This is a genomic window from Caulobacter sp. GW821-FHT10A10 (assembly GCF_059415745.1).
The window spans coordinates 1-16,042 of the sequence record NZ_JBWKNV010000010.1 but is presented as its reverse complement, the minus strand read 5'-3'; the positions used below and the strand labels follow the sequence as shown (position 1 = coordinate 16,042).

The window sequence follows — 16,042 nt, the reverse complement described above, 5'->3', positions numbered from 1 at the left end:
CTTGAGGGCTGCGCGCGCGAGGGGGCGTCTTCGTCGATCACGGTAATGTGGCGAGCGACGGGAAAACGCGTGATCCAGGGGGTTGACCCCCCCTCCCAAGGTCCCTAAACACGCCGCCGTTTGCGCAGGCGGGCGGGGTTCTCCCCGGCCCGCCTTTTTGCGAAAATGACCATGCGTTCTGGAGGCGCTTCTCGAGATGTCCCAAGACCTTCTCCCCGGCGTTACTGGCGTTCTGGTTCTGGCTGACGGCACGGTGCTGCAAGGCGTCGGCTGCGGCGCGGTCGGCGATGCGGTCGGCGAGGTGTGCTTCAACACCGCCATGACCGGTTACCAGGAAATCCTGACCGACCCGTCCTACATGGCCCAGATCGTGGCCTTCACCTTCCCGCACGTCGGCAATGTCGGCACCAACAGCGAAGACGTCGAGCAGGTCACCGGCGTGGCCGAGACGGCCGCCCGCGGCGCGATCTTCCGCGACGTCCCGACCGATCCGGCCAACTGGCGCGCCAACAGCGACTTCGACGGCTGGATGCAGCGCCGCGGCGTCGTCGGCCTGGCCGGCGTCGACACCCGCGCCCTGACCCGCAAGATCCGCGAGACGGGCATGCCGCACGGCGTCATCGCCCACTCGCCCGAAGGCAAGTTCGACCTCGACGCCCTGAAGGCCAAGGCCCGCGACTGGTCGGGCGTGGTCGGCCTCGATTTGGCCAAGGACGCCTCCACCACCCAGACCTTCACCTGGGACGAGGGCCTGTGGTCGTGGCCGGAAGGCTACGCCAAGCTCGACAAGCCCAAGTACGAAGTGGTCGTCATCGACTACGGCGTGAAGCGCAACATCCTGCGCTCGCTGGCTCACGTGGGCGCCCGCGCCACGGTCGTTCCGGCCAGCACCTCGGCCGAAGAGATTCTTGCCCGCAACCCGGACGGCGTGCTGCTGAGCAACGGTCCGGGCGACCCGGCCGCGACCGGCGAATACGCCGTGCCGGAAATCCAGAAGCTGGTCGCCAGCGGCAAGCCGGTGTTCGGCATCTGCCTCGGCCACCAGATGCTGGCCCTGGCCCTGGGCGCCAAGACCGTGAAGATGGAACAGGGCCACCACGGCGCCAACCACCCGGTCAAGGATCTGACCACGGGCAAGGTCGAGATCGTGTCGATGAACCACGGCTTCACCGTGGACAGCGAAAGCCTGCCCGAGCCGGTGCAGGAGACCCACGTCTCGCTGTTCGACGGCACCAACGCCGGCATCGCCCTGAAGGACAAGCCGGTGTTCAGCGTCCAGCACCACCCGGAAGCCTCGCCCGGCCCGACCGACAGCCTCTACATCTTCGATCGCTTCGCCGATCTGATGGCCAAGGCGAAATAGGACGAAACGCCCCGCCGCAAGGCGGGGCGTTTTTCGTTTCCGGTCCTGTCACGAAACCATCGCCCAGGGTTCACGCACGGCCTTCGCGGCCCGTGTTAACGTTTTCGCCGTTCCCCAATTCCCGCGAGGACGGCATGACGGCCTATGAACGCATCGGCGGCGAGGCCGCCGCCCAGTCGGTGATCGCCGACTTCTTCGCCCGCGCCCAGGCCGACGAGCGCCTGAAGGACCTGTTCGGCGGTGAGATCGCCCCCGGCGCCCGCGCCTTCGTCGCCGCCGCCCTCGATCCCGACGCGGCCGAAGCCCGCGGCGACCAGGACCTGGCCTTCGTCTGGCTGGGCGCCAACAGCCTGGAGGACGACGAGCTCGACCTGGTCATCGGCCACCTGGCCGCGGGCCTGGAAGCCGCCGGCGTCGACGACGAAACCATCGCCGACGTCGCCGACCAGATCGAGATCTTGCGCGACGAGTCGCTCGGTCCCGACGAGGACGAGTTCGACGACGAGGACGGCGACGAAGAGGGCGAGGTCGCGGCGTAGGCCTGATCCTTCTCCCCTTGCGGGAGAAGGTGTCGGCGAAGCCGACGGATGAGGGGTCTCTCAAACATCAGACACCTCGCCCGGCCTGACCGCTGCACGCGGCTTTGGGGTTTGAGAGACCCCTCACCCGACCTCCCTCCGGGAGGCCACCCTCTCCCGCAAGGGGAGAGGGGACCTAAGTCCCGAACTGCGTGAACGGGACCTTGTTGAACAGCTCACGCTCGCCGCCCCGCGGGTCGTCGGCCATGCGGGAGGTGTCGTCGAACACCAGGGTCTGGCGGCGGGGCAGGGTGTAGGGCTCCCACTTGGGGATGGCCGCGCAGTTGGGATCGCCGGTGCGGGCGAAGGCGACGAAGGCGTCCATCATGGTGTTGGACATCGCCTCGCTGCGCGGGCCGGTCCCGACGATCGAGCCCTTGGCGTCCAGCGTGCCGAAGACCAGGCCGATGTCGATGGTGTGGGGCGCGCCCCAGACGCCGCCGTCCTTCGGCGACTTCCAGTCGACCTGGTAGACCCACGCCGGCGCAGCGGTGACCGCGCGGGCCTCGGCCTGCAGGATCGCCGCCTTCCAAGAGCGGCCGGCGGTCGAGGCGGCGAAATAGACGTCGGACGGCGAATAGTCCGGGTACATCTTGCGATAGGCCGCCACCACCGCAGCCGGGTCGATGTCGATGCGGGCGTTGAACTGGCCGGGCAGCTTCTCGATCACCTGCTCCCAGGTCATGTCGAACACCTTGCGGTCCCAGCCGGCGAAGCCGCGCGTCTCGTCATGGGTGTTGCCGCAGATCAGCGGCACGTCGAGGCCCAGCGGCGAGGCGTCGGGGAAGAACGGGTGGCGGGTCAGCGACCGCTCGTCGAGCACGGGGCCCATATAGACGCCGCCGGAGCCGGCCACCGGGTCGATGGCCTTCAGGCCGTTCAGCAACTGGTCGGCGGGCAGGGCGCGCAAGGCGGCCAGGTCGTTGATCCCCAGCTTCTCCAGGAACAGCTTGGCCCGCTTGGTGGCGTTGAACGGGCCGCCGGCGGTGACCTGCTGGCCGCTCATGGTCACGGCGCGATGGAACAGGCCCTTGGCGGCCGGCATGGCCAGCAGGGTGGCGATCTTGGCCCCGCCGCCCGATTGGCCGAACAGCATCACCCGGTCCGGATCGCCGCCGAACTGCGCGATGTTGTCCCGCACCCATTGCAGGGCCAGGACGAGGTCGAGCTGGCCGACATTGCCGCTGTCGGCGACGCTGGGGTCGTCGAACAGGCGGGCGAGATACAGATACCCGAAGGCGTTCAGGCGGTGATTGACCGTCACCACCACCACGTCGCCGCGCTTGGCCAGCTTCGTTCCCTCGTACCAGGGGCTGCCGCCGGAGCCGCCGTTGTAGGCGCCGCCGTGGATGTAGAACATCACCGGCCGCTTGCCGCCGTCGGCGAGGCCGATCTTGCCGGCTTTTGCCGGCGTCCAGACGTTGAGGAACAGGCAGTCTTCCGAGAGGGTCTCGCCGTCCTCGCCCTTGCCGGTCTGCATCGAGGCTGCGCCATAGGCCAGGGCGTCGGCGACGCCGGTCCAGGGCAGGGGCTTGCTGGGCGGGGAAAAGCGGTTGGCCCCGCCGGTGTCGGCGCCGTAGCGCAGGCCCTTGAACACGTGAACGCCGTCGGCCGTGGTCGCGCCCCGCACCTTGCCGGCGGCGGTGGTCACGATCGGCGAGCGGGCGGGGCTGGAGGGCTTGGCGTGAGCCGGAAGGGCGCTGGCGGCGGCCGCCGCTCCGGCGGTCAGCAGCAGGCTGCGACGATCCATCTTGGTCTTCTCCCGGTGCTTCTGACGAGCTTGCCGCAAGGGCTAGCACGAAACATGACACCGGTAGCAAGTCATTTTGCACAAGGAGACCCTCTCCCGTGGGGAGAGGGAGGGACCCGCCGCGAAGCGGTGGGAGGGTGAGGGTGTACGTCGTTGGCCGTCGTGCCGGCACGCCGTCTTCAGTCCCTAACCCCTCACCCTTCCAGGCTCCGCCTGGGCCCCTCCCTCTCCCTCTGGGATAGGGGAAGATTCCTCCCCCCGCGCCGTCAGCCAGTACATCACCGGCGTCGCCACCCGCGACAGCACGGTCGAGGTCACGAGGCCCCCGATGATGGCGATGGCCAGGGGCGAGTAGAGGCCCGAGCGTTCGAGGGCCAGGGGCATGAGCCCGCCGATCGCCGTGGCCGAGGTCAGCAGCACGGGCAGGAAACGCACCTCGCCGGCCTTCTCGATGGCGTCGTGCAGGTTCATGCCCTCGCGGCGCAGCTGTTCGGTGAAGTCGACCAGCAGGATCGAGTTCTTGATCTCGATGCCGATGAGGGCGATCAGGCCGATCGTGGCGGTGAACGACAGCGAGTTGCCGGTCAGCCAAAGGGCCGCGATCGCCCCGAAGATCCCGAACGGGATGATGCCGGCCACGACCAGGGCGGTCTTGAACTTGCGGAACTCCAGCACCAGCACCGCCAGGATCCCGAACACGGCGACCATCACCGCAGCGCCCAAGCCGGCGAAGCTTTCCGACTGAGCCTCGGCCTGGCCACCTAGCGACAGGGCGTAGCCGGGGGGCATGGGCAGCTCCTTCTGCAGCCGCGCCAGTACGTCCTTGGTGACGTTGTCGGTCAGGTAGCCGGTGCGGACGAAGGCGGTGACCGTCACCGTCCGCTCGCGGTCGAAGCGATCGATGCGGGCGGGGCTGGATTTCAGGTTCGGCGCGGCGATCGCCGACAACGGCGTCGCCTCGCCGTCGGCGGTGGGCACGTAGACGCCGGACAGGGCCGAGAGGGCGTTGCGGTCGGCGCCGTCCACGGCTTCCATCGGCAGGCGCACCTTGACCGCGTAGTCGTCGCCGTCTGCGTCGCGGAAGCGGGCGGTTTCCTCGCCGGAGAGGGCCAGACGGGCCACGCGGCGGGCCGCGCCGGCCGGCACGCCCAGGGCGGCGGCCTTGGCCTCGTCGACGCCGAGGTCGAGGTCGGTGCGGTCCAGGCGCACGGGATTGCCGACGTCGCGCGTGCCCGGCGTGCTCTTCAGGATGGCTTCGGCGCGGGCGGCAAGGGCCTTCAGCACGCCGAGATCGCGGCCAGTGATGCGTACGGCGACGGGCGCTTCGATCGGCGGGCCGTTCTCGAACACCTCGACGCTGATCCGCGCGCCGGGATAGCGGGCGAAGTCGGCGCGCAGACGGTCGAGCAGGGCCTCGCTCTTGCCCGGTTCCCAGGCCTTGAGGCTGGCGAACATCTCGGCGTAGGTGACCGCGCTTTCGCGCTGGGACTGGTTGTAGAACACCTGCGGATTGCCGCGCCCCAGGTTGGCGGCGCGCCAGACGATGTCGGGCTCGTGCGACAGGCGCTGGTCGACATAGCGCAGGGCCGCGTCGGTGCGGGCCAGGGACGAGCCGTCGGGCGTGACCACCCGCACTAGGAACTGCGGGGTCTCGGCGGCGGGGAACAGGCTGGAGCCGGCCGCCTTCAGCATCGGCACGGCCGTGGCGCAGAGGGCCAGCATGATCGCCAGGGCCAGCCAGGGCCGGGCCAGCGCCCGATGCAGGACCGGTCGATAGACGGTGTGGATCACGCCGTTGACCGCCTGGAGCAGGCGGTTGCCCTCGGGATCGGAATGCTTGTCGAGCACCCGGCTGGCCAGGAACGGGATGATGGTCAGCGACACGAAGAGCGAGGCGCCCACCGTGCACAGCACCGTCACCGGCAGCGAGCGGATATAGGCGCCCGAGCCGGCCGGCAGGGCCATCAGCGGCAGGAAGGCCAGCATCAGGGTGGCGGTGCAGCCGATCACCGCCAGGGCGATCTGGCCCGAGCCGTTGATCGCCGCCGAGGTGCGCTCCTCGCCCTCGCGGATCCGGCGGGCGATGTTCTCGGTGATGACGATGCTGTCGTCGACCAGCAGGCCGAGCGCCAGCACGAAGCCGGCGATGGTCAGCTGGTTGAGGGTGAAGCCGAAGGCCTGGATCAGCGACAGGCCGATCAGCAGGGAAAGCGGGATCGACACCATCACCACCAGGCCCGCACGCGGCCCGAGAGGCAGCAGGGTGATCAGCACCAAAACCAGGGCCACGGCGAAGTCGCGGAACAGGTTCTTCAGGCGGTGGTCGACATTGTGGGCCTGGACGAAGCCGCGCTCCAGCTTCACCCCGGCCGGCAGCACCTTCTCGTAGTCGTCCAGCACCTTCTCGACCGACTTGGTGATGCGGCCGACGTCCTGGCCGTCCTTCTGGGTCACGGCGACGAAGACGGCGCGCTTGCCGTCGAAGCGGGTCAGGTGCGTCGGCTCTTCCTGGGCCCAGGCGACGTCGGCGACGTCGCGCACCCGCACGACCTGGCCGTCGAGCGAGCGGACGGGGGTGTTCCTGACGGTGTCCAGCGAGCGGAAGGCCCCGCCGGACTTGACGTTGAAGCGGCGGCCGCCGGCCTGGACCGCGCCGATCGGCGCCTCGATCCCGGCCGACTTCAGGGCGTCGGCGACAGCCGAGGCGGGGAGTTTCAGGGCGGCCAGCCGCGCGAGGTCCAGCGACACCCGCACTTCGGATGCCGGGGCGCCGTAGTAGCGGGTCTGGCGCACGCCGGAGACGCGGTCGAGCCGTTCGGACAGACGGTCGGCGACCTTCTCCAGGCGGCGCATGGGCAGGCTGTCGCTGACCAGGGCCACCTGGACGATGGCGACCTCGGTGGTGCGCACCCGCTCGATGTCCAGCCGTTGCAGGCCCGCGGGCAGGCTGCCGCGAATGGCGTTCACCTCGCGCACCACCTGGTCGAACTTCCGCTCGGGATCGACGTCCCAGGTGAAGAAGACGCGGACGATCGCCGCGCCGTCGAGGCTGGTGCTCTCGACCTTGTCGATGCTGTCCAGGCCATAGACCGCCGTCTCGATCGGATCGGCGACCAACTGCTCCATCTCGGCCGGCTCGGCCCCGGGCAGGACGGCGCGGATCAGCACGATCGGGATCGGGAAGTGCGGGTCCTCGGACCGGGGCACGGTCATCAGGGCGTTGACGCCCAGCATCACCAGCAGGCCGAAGGCGACGATGGTGAACTGCCAGCGCCGGACCGCGAAGGCGGCGAGGTTGAGGTTCATCGTGCAGCGACCTTGGCCAAGGCCCGGGGATCGACGACGCTGACCTTCTCGCCGTCGGAGACGAAGCCGGCGCCGGCCGTGATCACCCGGCTGCCGACGGGCAGGCCGGCGACCAGGGCGTCGTCTCCGTCGAAGCCGCCGAACCGCACCGGCGTGCGACGGGCGGTGGCTCCGTCGAGGCGAAGGACGGCGGCCTTGTCGCCGGAGGCCTCCAGCAGGGCCTCGGCCGGGATGCGGGCGAATTCGGCGCGGGCGGAGGCGTCGGCGGCCGGGGCGCTGAGCCGGGCCGAGGCGATCTGGCCGCTCTTCAGTTCGGGGCGGGCCTGGACCTCGATCTCGACCGTCACCGCGCCGGTGCGGGCGTCGGCGGCCTGGCCCAGGCGCGTGACGACGCCGGTCAGGGTCTGGCCGGGCAGGGCGTCGGCGGTGATGGCGGCGCTGGAGCCGACCCTGACCCGCGTGGCGTCACGGGCGGGCAGGGGCAGGCGCAGGACGAGCGGGCTGGAAAGATCAGCGACGGTCAGCACCGTCTGGCCGGCCGCCACGACCTCGCCGGCCTGGGCGGTGCGGGCCAGGACGACGCCGGAGACTGGCGAGGCCAGCCGCGCCCAGCGCCTATCGAAGGCCGCGCCGGCGTTGGCCGCCTGGGCCGCCTTCAGCGCGCTTTCGGCGTCGTCCAGCCGGGCCTTGGCGACGTAGCCCGAGGCGTAGAGCTTGCGGGCCCGCTCGGCGTCGCGGCGGGCGCGTTCCAGGTCGGCGCTGGCCTGGGTCTGGCGGGCGTCGACCCCGGCAGGATCGATGCTGGCCAGGGTCTGGCCGGCGCCGATGCTGTCGCCGGCCTCGACCGTCACGCGAGTCAGCACGCCGGGGATGCGGAACGACAGCGCCATTTCGCGACGGCGTTCCAAGGTTCCGGAAGCGGTCAGGTCGGAGGCCGCGCCGGGAGCGCCGACGCTGACGGCCTCGACCGCCGGCGGCGGGGCGGCCTCGGGCACGGCCGCCTTGCCGCCGCAGGCCGCCAAAGCGAGAGCCGAGACCGTCGCCAGCGCCGTGAGCAGGACGACGCCTCCGTATCCAGCACGCGCCCCGTCCATGCTATCGCCCCTATCATCGATCGGTGATAAGTAATCACTGATCGATTATTGTGGGTTGTCAAGCCGGCCCCGCTGCGGAAAGGAGGGACGATGACCGCGCCGAAGATCCGTTCCCCCCGAAAACCCAAGGGACAGGGCGCCGAACGACGCGAGGAGATCCTGGACGCGGCCCTGCGGCTGTTCAGCGAGAAGGGTCTGCACGCGGTCTCGACCCGCCAGATCGCCGAGGCCACGGGCGTCTCGCAGCCGGCCCTCTACGCCTATTTCGCCACCAAGGACGACATCACCGCCGAGCTGTGCGTGCGGGCCTTCGCCACCTTGGTCGAGCGGATGGAAGAGGCGCGGGCCAGTTTCACGCCCACGGCCGAATGTTTCGAACGGGCGTTGCGGGTCTATGTCGATTTCGGCCTGCAGGAGCCCGACGCCTATCGCGTGGCCTTCATGGTCGAGAAGGGCCTGGACGGGTCCTACAAGGAGCGGGTCGGCGACCGGCCGATGATGGCCGGCATCGGGGCCTTCCAGCGTTTCGCCGAAATCGTGGGCGAGATGCGCAATGCGGGCCTGACCCATGACGACGACGTCCAGCGCATGACCCAGACCCTGTGGGCGGGGCTGCACGGCCTGGTTTCGCTGCTGATCGCCCGCGCCGACTTCCCATGGGTGGAGCGCGAGGTGCTGATCGCCTGCCACATCGCCCTGCTGCGGCGGGGGACCTTGAAAGACGTCCCCTAAAGACGCGCGTTGAACTGAGGCGGGCGCGGGCCTACATCGGCGGGCTCCCGAACTCTCCCGACGAAAGACGCCTCGATGGCCAAGCTGCAGCCCCTGGAAACCTTCTCCCTGCAGGAAACCGAAGACGGCTACCGCCTGCTGGTCTCGGCCGTCGGCGGCGACGCCATCTACGTGTCGATCACCTCCGAGCAGATGGACGAGATCATCGACAGCCTCGACACCGCCCTGACGGGCGACGACGACGCGCCGGTCAACGAGGACATCTACGACGTCGACTGACTTCCTTCTCCCCTTGCGGGAGAAGGTGTCGGCGAAGCCGACGGATGAGGGGTCTCTCAGACCTTTGACGCCGCACCCGGTCTGACCGCCATCGCGGCGGACAGAGCTTTAGACCCCTCACCCGACTCGCTTCGCGGGCCACCCTCTCCCGCAAGGGGAGAGGGATCAGGCCGCCGCCCTCGCATTGGTCGGCCGGTAGGCGGCCGCGTCGGTCGTGAACTCGGCGTGGCCGTAGCGCTTGAGCAGAGCGTGCATCCTGCGCACCAGGGCCGCGTCGGCCAGATGGCGGACCACCGGCGTCTTGCCGGCCAGGTCGAAGGCCTTCATCTGCAGGGTGACCAGCAGGGCCACGACGATGAACACCGCCTCGTCGACCGGCCCCACCTCGATGCCCATGCTCGCCGCGCGCTTGCGGTCGCCGCGCAGGAAGTGGCGCAGGAAGAAGGCCTTGGCGAAGCGGCGCTCGATGCGGTCGTGCAGGCGGTTGGCCGGGCTCTCGTCGGGCGGCAGATAGGCGTCGAGGGTGGCGCGGATCAGCGCGCCGCAGGTCTCGTCGTCGAAGCCTCGGCGCAGGGTGCTGTCGCGGGCGGTCATCATCCGCACCACGCCCTCGGGCGTGTCGGCCAGCAGGTCCTCCGGCAGGCCCAGCAGAAAGCAACGGTAGCGGGCCAGCTCGACCTTGGCCCGTTCGGCGGGCGTGAACTGGCGGCGGCCCTTGCGCAGCATCTGGAACGACATCAGGAAGATCGGGATCAGGCCGGCCGGCATCTGGTCGACCTGCGGGATCGGCACGCCGTAGACCGCGCTGTCCCAGCGGCCCGAGCGCAGGGCGTTGAAGCGCACCATCGAGTGCATCAGCCGCACCATGGCGGCGGCCTTGAAGCCCTCGCCGCCCGGCTCCAGCGCGCCCGGCAGGATGGTGGTGGTGAAGAAGGCGGCCGTCTCGTTGACCCGCTTGGCGGCCGTTTCGGCGCCCAAGGTTCCGGTCAGGGCCATCGGCAGGGCCGAATACTTGTTGAGGAAGGTGGCCACGAAGGCCCCGCGCACGGCGAAGGGGCCAAGGTGCGCGGCGGCGTTGCGGTCGAGCCGCTGGCCCTCGCGCACCAGGTCCATGTCGATCCAGTCGGGCGTGGCCCGCATCTCGGCGATGAAGGCGGCCAGTTCCGGCGGCGCGTCAGGCACGGCCTCGATCCCGCGCTCGCAGGCCGCGACCAGCATGTCGATCAGCTTGCGAAAGCCGTACTGGGGAATGAGGGCGGCATAGGCGTCGGCGACGATGTCGCCCAGCATGGTGTAGGCCCGCACGCGGTCGAGATCGTCCTGGGTGACGGAAACGCCCAGCGGGTTGCGATCGCGGGCGACGGCGAGGCCGGGGTCCTCGGTGAAGCGCTCGGGCGTCAGGTCGAAATCGATCTGGCCGTAGAAGCCCGGCAGCAGGGTCTTCTGCGAGGCGACGCGGGCGCGGACGTCTTCGATGGGACGGATCATCTGGGCTCCTTCCGATCCGCCGCGAGGGACGGACCTGTTCTCGGTCTCAAGCGTATGTAAGCATTGCTCATGTTCCTACTCGCCTTGTCTTCGGGCGGGGCGAGGGCGTCGGGAGGCTTCGCAAGTGGCTGAAAAACAACGCAGAGCGCCGAGCCAGGGGCGCGCCCAGGCCACGGTGGACGCCATTCTCGACGCGGCCTTTCAGCTTCTGGAGAGCGGCGGGCCCGAGCGCCTGACCACCAATCACGTGGCCGAACGGGCGGGGGTCAGCGTCGGCACGGTCTATCAGTACTTCGCCGACAAGCAGGACATACTGGCGGCCCTGGCCCAGCGGCGAACTAGCGCCGTGCGCGACGCGATCGCACAGACCCTGATCGAGCGGCCGGACCTGGGTAGCGTGCGGCCGATCGTGCGGGCGCTGATGAACGGCTTCGAGGGCTCGCCGGCCACGCGCCAAGCGCTGCTGGGGGCCATGTTCCATCGCGGCGACGCGGTGCTGGAAGAGCATCACCAGGCGTTCCTGGCCTCGATCGCCGGCAAGGCCCGACTGCAGATCGACCTGACCCCGGAGTCGGCCTTCGTCCTCACCCACGCCGCCGTCGGCCTGCTGCGCGCGGCGGCCGCCGAACCGGGTCTGGCGCTGGATCCGCAGGCCCTGGAGGACGAGCTGGTGCGGCTGATGGAGGCTTATATCTCGGCGCTGGTGGCTCTCCGAAGATCCTCCCCCTGAAGGGGGAGGTGGCCCGGAGGGTCGGAGGGGGAAGTCCCTGCTGGCGTTCGCTAGCCCAGACCTCAGCAATCACATCCCCCTCCGTCGGCTTCGCCGACACCTCCCCCTTCAGGGGGAGGGTCTTGGGCGACTTGCCATCCCGGCCATCAGAGCCCAGACGAAGGCGTCGTCGGCATGGCGACTCGTCAAAGGGCCTGGCGATGAATTCCGATCTCGACACCGACGCGGCCGCCGCGCGGGCGCTGTTCCAATCGCTGGAAGGCATGGAGGGCCTGTCGCGCCCCGAGCCCGCGCCCGCCGCCAAGGCCAGCGAGCGGTTCCCCGGCCAGGCGGCGCTGATCAAGCTCTATCCCGGCGTGCTGGTGGCCGGGACTATCGCCCTGGCCTCGACCTGGCTCGCCCAGCATTACGGCGCGCCGGTGATGCTGTTCTCGCTGCTGCTGGGGATGACCTTCCATTTCCTGCACGAGGAGGGGCGCTGCGTTCCGGGCATCGAGTTCTCGTCCAAGGCCATACTGCGGTTCGGCGTCGCCCTGCTGGGGGCGCGGATCACGGCGGGGCAGATCCTGAGCCTGGGCCTCACCCCGATCGTCACGGTGATCGTGGCGGTCGTCTCGACGATCCTGTTGGGGGCGTTCCTGTCCAAGCGCATGGGCCTGCGGCAGGGCTTCGGCGTGCTGTCGGGCGGGGCGGTCGGCATCTGCGGGGCCTCGGCGGCCCTGGCCATCGCGTCCGTCCTGCCGCGCGACAAGGATGGCGAGCGCGACACGATCCTGACGGTGGTGGTGGTCACGGCCCTGTCGACTATCGCCATGATCACCTATCCGCTGCTGACGGCGGCCCTGCATCTGGACCAGACCAAGGCCGGGGTGTTCCTGGGCGGCACCATCCACGACGTCGCCCAGGTGGTCGGGGCCGGCTACATGATCTCGCCGCATACCGGCGACGTGGCGACCTATGTGAAGCTGCTGCGCGTCTCGATGCTGCTGCCGGTGGTGTTCACGATCGCCTTCCTGGCGGCGCGGATGCTGCCGGGCGGCGGGACGGGCGCCAAGCCGCAACTGCCGCTGTTCCTGGCGGCCTTCGCGGCGCTGGTGGCGGTGAACAGCCTGGGCTGGCTGCCGAAGGTCGCGGTCGACGGCGCGGCGGAGATCAGCCGTTGGTGCCTGGTCACGGCGATCGCGGGCCTGGGCATGAAGACCTCGTTCAAGGACGTGATGACCGCCGGCTGGCGGCCCGTGGCGCTGATGGTCGTGGAGACGGCCTGGATCGCCGGGGTGGTGCTGGTGGCGGTGGAGTTCTTTTTGTGACCCTCCCCCTGAAGGGGGAGGTGGCCCGGAGGGCCGGAGGGGGAAGTCCCTTCTGATGTTGAGGTGGTTGCTGGCTGAGCAGTCACTTCCCCTCAGTCGCTTTGCGACAGCTCCCCCTTCGGGGGGAGCATCTATCGCACCGCCACCACCGTCCCCCGCGCCAGGGCCTGGGCCACGACCGGCGCGAGGTTGGCCGCGATCACCCTTGCGCCTTCCGCATTGGGGTGGATGCCGTCGTTCTGCATGTAGCGGCGCGAGCCGCCGATGCCGGCCAGGAGGTTGGGCAGCAGCGGCGTGGAGAAGTCGCGGGCGAGGTCGGTGTAGACGGCGTTGAAGCGGCGGGCGTAGTCGGCGCCGAGCAGGGCCGGGGCGTTGACGCCGGCCAGGACGGCGGGAATGCGCCGCTCGCGCAGGCGGGTGAGGATGGCGCGCAGGTTGGCCCGGGTGGCCTCGGGGCGCAGCCCTTGCAGCAGGTCGTTGCCGCCCAGGGCCACGACGCAGAGGGCGGTGTCGTTGCCCAGAGCGCCTTCGAGGCGAGCCAGACCCCCGGCGCTGGTGTCGCCGTTGCGGCCGGCCGCGCGGACCTGGACGCTCACGCCGCGCGCGGCCAGGGCCGCCTGGAGACGGGCCGGCATCGCCTCGCCGGGACGCACGCCAAGGCCGGCGGTGATCGAGTCGCCCAGCACGGTGACGACCGGCGGGCGCGGCGGGGCGGCCACGCGGGGCGCCGCCAGGACCGAGCTGGCGGGGAGGGCGAAGAGGCCGGCCAAGATCTCGCGCCGGCCGGGTATGTGAGCGTCAGCGAACTTCATGCTTCTTAGTTGGGGAGACTTTCTGTCCGGGTTGAGGCGCGGGTGCCCCCTGATCGAGAGGTTGTGATCCTTCTTGAGGCAGGCTTGAGATCGGCACGCCGGGCAGGGGCGGCTCGCCCGTCCATTCCCAGTGCCAGGGCTCGAACACGTAGTTGACGAAGCCGAAGCGGCCGGCGTTGACCACCAGCCAGCGATAGACGTCCGACCGGGCCATGAAGCGGCGGTTGTCGTCGGCGCTGGAGTCGGGGCCGTAGCCGGGGGCGGCGGCGACGAAGAGGTCGACGGCCAGGCCCGTGCGGTGGGCCGAGCAGATGGTGCGGCTGACGCCCTGGCAGTTGTTGTCGCGGGCGCAGCGGGCGGCGTCGGCGGCCGGGTCGCGGAAGCTGGAGAAGATGGTCAGCACGCGCGGGTCGCGGGCCGAGACCACGCCGTCCTTGCGGGCGGCCTCGACCATCCGGCGATAGGCGTCGAGCGCGCCGGGCCGCAGATAGGCCGGCTTGCTTCCATAGACCTCGTCGGAGCGCGCGGCAGAGAGACCCGAGAGGGCGGGGGCGTTGGGGCATTCGCCGCGGGCGTTGATGGCCGCGAAGGGGCGGGCCAGGGTCCAGCGGGTCTTCATGACGTCGAAGGTCGCCGCATCGAGCACGCCGGTGGGCGTCAGGCGGTGGGCCGCCTGCCAGCCGGCCAGGGCGCCGGCGAAACGGGTCGTGCCAGGGCCGCAGGCGGTAGCCAGTTCGGCGCCGATGCGCGGGGCGTAGATCGTCCAGCCGACCTCCTGCCGGCCGAACGGCGCCCAGCTCATGGTGTTGAGGCTGTCGGCGTTGGCCTGGGCCGCGCCGGGCGGGGCGGAAGCCTCGCAGGTCTCGTCCAGCGGCAGGGGCGCGAGCGGCGCGGCGGGCGGATCGTTGGAGGGCACGTATTGCGGGGCGGCCGTGATCGGCTCGTCGGCGCCGTCGCCGGTCGGGGTCTGCGGGGGCGGCGGAGCGTCGGTCGGCCACAGCAGCCAGGCCCCGCCTCCCACGCAGCCGGCCAGCAGCAGGACGAGCAGGATCGCGCCCAGTCGCCGGCCGCGCCGCCGTTCCCTCGTCCCCCGTCGCCATCGAGCCGCCAAGCGCACCGCCTCCGGAACTTCGCCATGGCTCAAGGCTTGAGACCTGCAAGACGTTCCTCGTGCGTGGAGTATGCGATGCCTTCGACCCTTCGTCTCGCGGCCCTGCTGGCCGGATGCGTCCTGGCGGCGGCCTGCTCGCGCGGGGAGCGGAAGGCCGAGGCGCCGCCGCCCGCGACGGCCCAGGCCCCTTCGTCGCCGAAGGCCGTCCCGGCCGACCGCTCGCCCCTGGCCCAGGCCGTCGAGGCGGCCGGCCCGCAGACCGCGCCGCCGGCCGATCCGTCGATGATCGCGCCGTCCCTCGTGCGGGTGCAGGTGCTGCTCGACCGGGCCCGCTTCTCGCCGGGATCGATCGACGGGGTGACCGGCACGAACCTGAGGCTGGCCATCGAGGCCTTCCAGCAGGCGCAGGGTCTCACGGTCGATGGCGAGGTGACGCCCGACCTGTGGAAGGCGCTGATCGAGGCCGACGGCGGCCAGGTGCTGACCGACTACGTGATCACGCAGGCGGACGCGGACGGGCCGTACGCCAAGACGATCCCCAAGGACGACTACGAGGCGATGGCCAGGCTGCCGGCGCTTGCCTACACCAGCCCGCTGGAGGCCCTGGCCGAGCGCTTCCACATGGACGAGGCGCTGCTGCAGGCCCTCAATCCCGGCGCCGACTTCGGCAAGGCCGGGACCCGCATCGCCGTGGCGGCCCTGGGGCCGAGCGAACTCCCGGCCAAGGTGACGCGGATCGACATCGACAAGGGGATCGGCCAGGTGCGGGCCTATGACGGCCAGGACAACCTGCTGGCGGTCTATCCGGCCACGGTGGGCAGCACCGAGCGTCCGGCCCCCAGCGGCGAGTGGGCGGTGCGCACCGTGGCGCCGCGCCCGACCTACACCTACGACCCCTCGCGCCTGACCTTCGGCAAGCCCAAGGGCAAGCTGACCATCAAGGCCGGGCCGAACAATCCGGTCGGCTCGACCTGGATCGACCTGACCAAGGACACCTACGGCATCCACGGCACGCCCGATCCGAAACTGGTCAACAAGCGCGCCTCGCACGGCTGCGTGCGCCTGACCAACTGGGACGCGCAGCAGTTGGGGGCGGCGGTGGAGAAGGGGGCCAAGGTGCGGTTCCTGGGCGAGGAGGCGAGGGGGGAATAGGGCATCTCTTGCGGGAAGGCCGCGGCCCCGAGGAACCTCCCCTTGTGGGGGAGGCGATCGCGCAGCGATCGGTGGGGGGAGGCGATGGGATATCGTCCGACGCCTAGAAAGCTGAAAACGGCCCCCCACCGGCCTTCGGCCGCCTCCCCCACAGGGGGAGGTTCCTTGAGCGCATGACCTCTCGATCTCACGCGGTGAAACCGCTGAGTTGTCGAAGGAGAGCGGAGCGCCCGGGCCACGCCCGGAGGTGCTGTTGTGTGTACCGTTTCGACGAAGCCAAGACGCTCCGCGCGGTCGTTTGGCTGCCGGCTTCCCGGGCGGCGGCGCTCTTAACGCC

At 70.4% G+C, this 16,042-nt stretch carries 13 protein-coding genes; 7 read left to right on the top strand and 6 right to left on the bottom strand.

The window, feature by feature from the left end:
- The first annotated feature begins 196 nt into the window (after positions 1-196).
- Together carA and AC07NS_RS23025 are read left to right on the top strand one after the other, a co-directional pair.
- The gene (carA, locus tag AC07NS_RS23030) at positions 197-1,363 is read left to right on the top strand and encodes a glutamine-hydrolyzing carbamoyl-phosphate synthase small subunit (protein ID WP_494607068.1); all 1,167 of its coding nucleotides are present in this window, start codon (positions 197-199) and stop codon (positions 1,361-1,363) included.
- Between the two features lie 134 nt (positions 1,364-1,497).
- A complete protein-coding gene (locus tag AC07NS_RS23025) occupies positions 1,498-1,902 on the top strand; it encodes a globin domain-containing protein (RefSeq protein ID WP_494607066.1) in 405 nt (134 codons plus the stop codon).
- Positions 1,903-2,077: 175 nt separating this feature from the next.
- Here AC07NS_RS23025 and AC07NS_RS23020 read toward each other — a convergent pair whose 3' ends face one another.
- The 3 genes from AC07NS_RS23020 to AC07NS_RS23010 form a co-directional block, all read right to left on the bottom strand.
- A complete protein-coding gene (locus tag AC07NS_RS23020; protein WP_494607064.1) occupies positions 2,078-3,691 on the bottom strand; it encodes a carboxylesterase/lipase family protein in 1,614 nt (537 codons plus the stop codon).
- 186 nt (positions 3,692-3,877) lie between these two features.
- The gene (locus tag AC07NS_RS23015) at positions 3,878-6,997 is read right to left on the bottom strand and encodes an efflux RND transporter permease subunit (protein ID WP_494607062.1); all 3,120 of its coding nucleotides are present in this window, start codon (positions 6,995-6,997) and stop codon (positions 3,878-3,880) included.
- Positions 6,994-8,091, bottom strand: a complete 1,098-nt coding sequence (locus AC07NS_RS23010) for an efflux RND transporter periplasmic adaptor subunit (protein ID WP_494607060.1) — start codon at positions 8,089-8,091, stop codon at positions 6,994-6,996. Before AC07NS_RS23010 ends, AC07NS_RS23015 begins: the two co-directional genes overlap by 4 nt.
- Positions 8,092-8,181: 90 nt before the next feature.
- Between AC07NS_RS23010 and AC07NS_RS23005 the strand changes: the two genes are divergently transcribed.
- Both AC07NS_RS23005 and AC07NS_RS23000 read left to right on the top strand, forming a co-directional pair.
- Complete coding sequence (locus AC07NS_RS23005) at positions 8,182-8,823, top strand: TetR/AcrR family transcriptional regulator (protein WP_494607058.1); 642 nt, start codon at positions 8,182-8,184, stop codon at positions 8,821-8,823.
- 75 nt (positions 8,824-8,898) lie between these two features.
- Positions 8,899-9,102, top strand: coding sequence for a hypothetical protein (locus tag AC07NS_RS23000; RefSeq protein ID WP_494607056.1), 204 nt, complete (start codon positions 8,899-8,901; stop codon positions 9,100-9,102).
- 165 nt (positions 9,103-9,267) lie between these two features.
- Here the strand turns inward: AC07NS_RS23000 and AC07NS_RS22995 are convergent, their stop codons facing one another.
- A complete protein-coding gene (locus AC07NS_RS22995; protein WP_494607054.1) occupies positions 9,268-10,590 on the bottom strand; it encodes an oxygenase MpaB family protein in 1,323 nt (440 codons plus the stop codon).
- Between the two features lie 124 nt (positions 10,591-10,714).
- Between AC07NS_RS22995 and AC07NS_RS22990 the strand changes: the two genes are divergently transcribed.
- Together AC07NS_RS22990 and AC07NS_RS22985 are read left to right on the top strand one after the other, a co-directional pair.
- Positions 10,715-11,320, top strand: coding sequence for a TetR/AcrR family transcriptional regulator (locus AC07NS_RS22990; protein ID WP_494607052.1), 606 nt, complete (start codon positions 10,715-10,717; stop codon positions 11,318-11,320).
- Positions 11,321-11,520: 200 nt separating this feature from the next.
- Complete coding sequence (locus tag AC07NS_RS22985) at positions 11,521-12,630, top strand: YeiH family protein (protein ID WP_494607050.1); 1,110 nt, start codon at positions 11,521-11,523, stop codon at positions 12,628-12,630.
- Between the two features lie 131 nt (positions 12,631-12,761).
- Here the strand turns inward: AC07NS_RS22985 and AC07NS_RS22980 are convergent, their stop codons facing one another.
- Both AC07NS_RS22980 and AC07NS_RS22975 read right to left on the bottom strand, forming a co-directional pair.
- The gene (locus AC07NS_RS22980) at positions 12,762-13,442 is read right to left on the bottom strand and encodes an arylesterase (RefSeq protein WP_494607048.1); all 681 of its coding nucleotides are present in this window, start codon (positions 13,440-13,442) and stop codon (positions 12,762-12,764) included.
- A complete protein-coding gene (locus tag AC07NS_RS22975; RefSeq protein ID WP_494607046.1) occupies positions 13,429-14,553 on the bottom strand; it encodes a D-alanyl-D-alanine carboxypeptidase family protein in 1,125 nt (374 codons plus the stop codon). Before AC07NS_RS22975 ends, AC07NS_RS22980 begins: the two co-directional genes overlap by 14 nt.
- Before the next feature lie 75 nt (positions 14,554-14,628).
- Here AC07NS_RS22975 and AC07NS_RS22970 point away from each other — a divergent pair, with 75 nt between their 5' ends.
- On the top strand, positions 14,629-15,705 hold the full coding sequence (locus AC07NS_RS22970) for a L,D-transpeptidase family protein (protein ID WP_494607044.1): 1,077 nt from the start codon (positions 14,629-14,631) through the stop codon (positions 15,703-15,705).
- Positions 15,706-16,042 lie beyond the last annotated feature (337 nt).

Coding starts and splice junctions, on each gene's coding strand:
- carA (WP_494607068.1), top strand. CDS start 197: ATGTCCCAAGACCTTCTCCCCGGCGTTACTGGCGTTCTGGTTCTGGCT.
- AC07NS_RS23025 (WP_494607066.1), top strand. CDS start 1,498: ATGACGGCCTATGAACGCATCGGCGGCGAGGCCGCCGCCCAGTCGGTG.
- AC07NS_RS23020 (WP_494607064.1), bottom strand. CDS start 3,691: ATGGATCGTCGCAGCCTGCTGCTGACCGCCGGAGCGGCGGCCGCCGCC.
- AC07NS_RS23015 (WP_494607062.1), bottom strand. CDS start 6,997: ATGAACCTCAACCTCGCCGCCTTCGCGGTCCGGCGCTGGCAGTTCACC.
- AC07NS_RS23010 (WP_494607060.1), bottom strand. CDS start 8,091: ATGGACGGGGCGCGTGCTGGATACGGAGGCGTCGTCCTGCTCACGGCG.
- AC07NS_RS23005 (WP_494607058.1), top strand. CDS start 8,182: ATGACCGCGCCGAAGATCCGTTCCCCCCGAAAACCCAAGGGACAGGGC.
- AC07NS_RS23000 (WP_494607056.1), top strand. CDS start 8,899: ATGGCCAAGCTGCAGCCCCTGGAAACCTTCTCCCTGCAGGAAACCGAA.
- AC07NS_RS22995 (WP_494607054.1), bottom strand. CDS start 10,590: ATGATCCGTCCCATCGAAGACGTCCGCGCCCGCGTCGCCTCGCAGAAG.
- AC07NS_RS22985 (WP_494607050.1), top strand. CDS start 11,521: ATGAATTCCGATCTCGACACCGACGCGGCCGCCGCGCGGGCGCTGTTC.
- AC07NS_RS22980 (WP_494607048.1), bottom strand. CDS start 13,442: ATGAAGTTCGCTGACGCTCACATACCCGGCCGGCGCGAGATCTTGGCC.
- AC07NS_RS22970 (WP_494607044.1), top strand. CDS start 14,629: ATGCCTTCGACCCTTCGTCTCGCGGCCCTGCTGGCCGGATGCGTCCTG.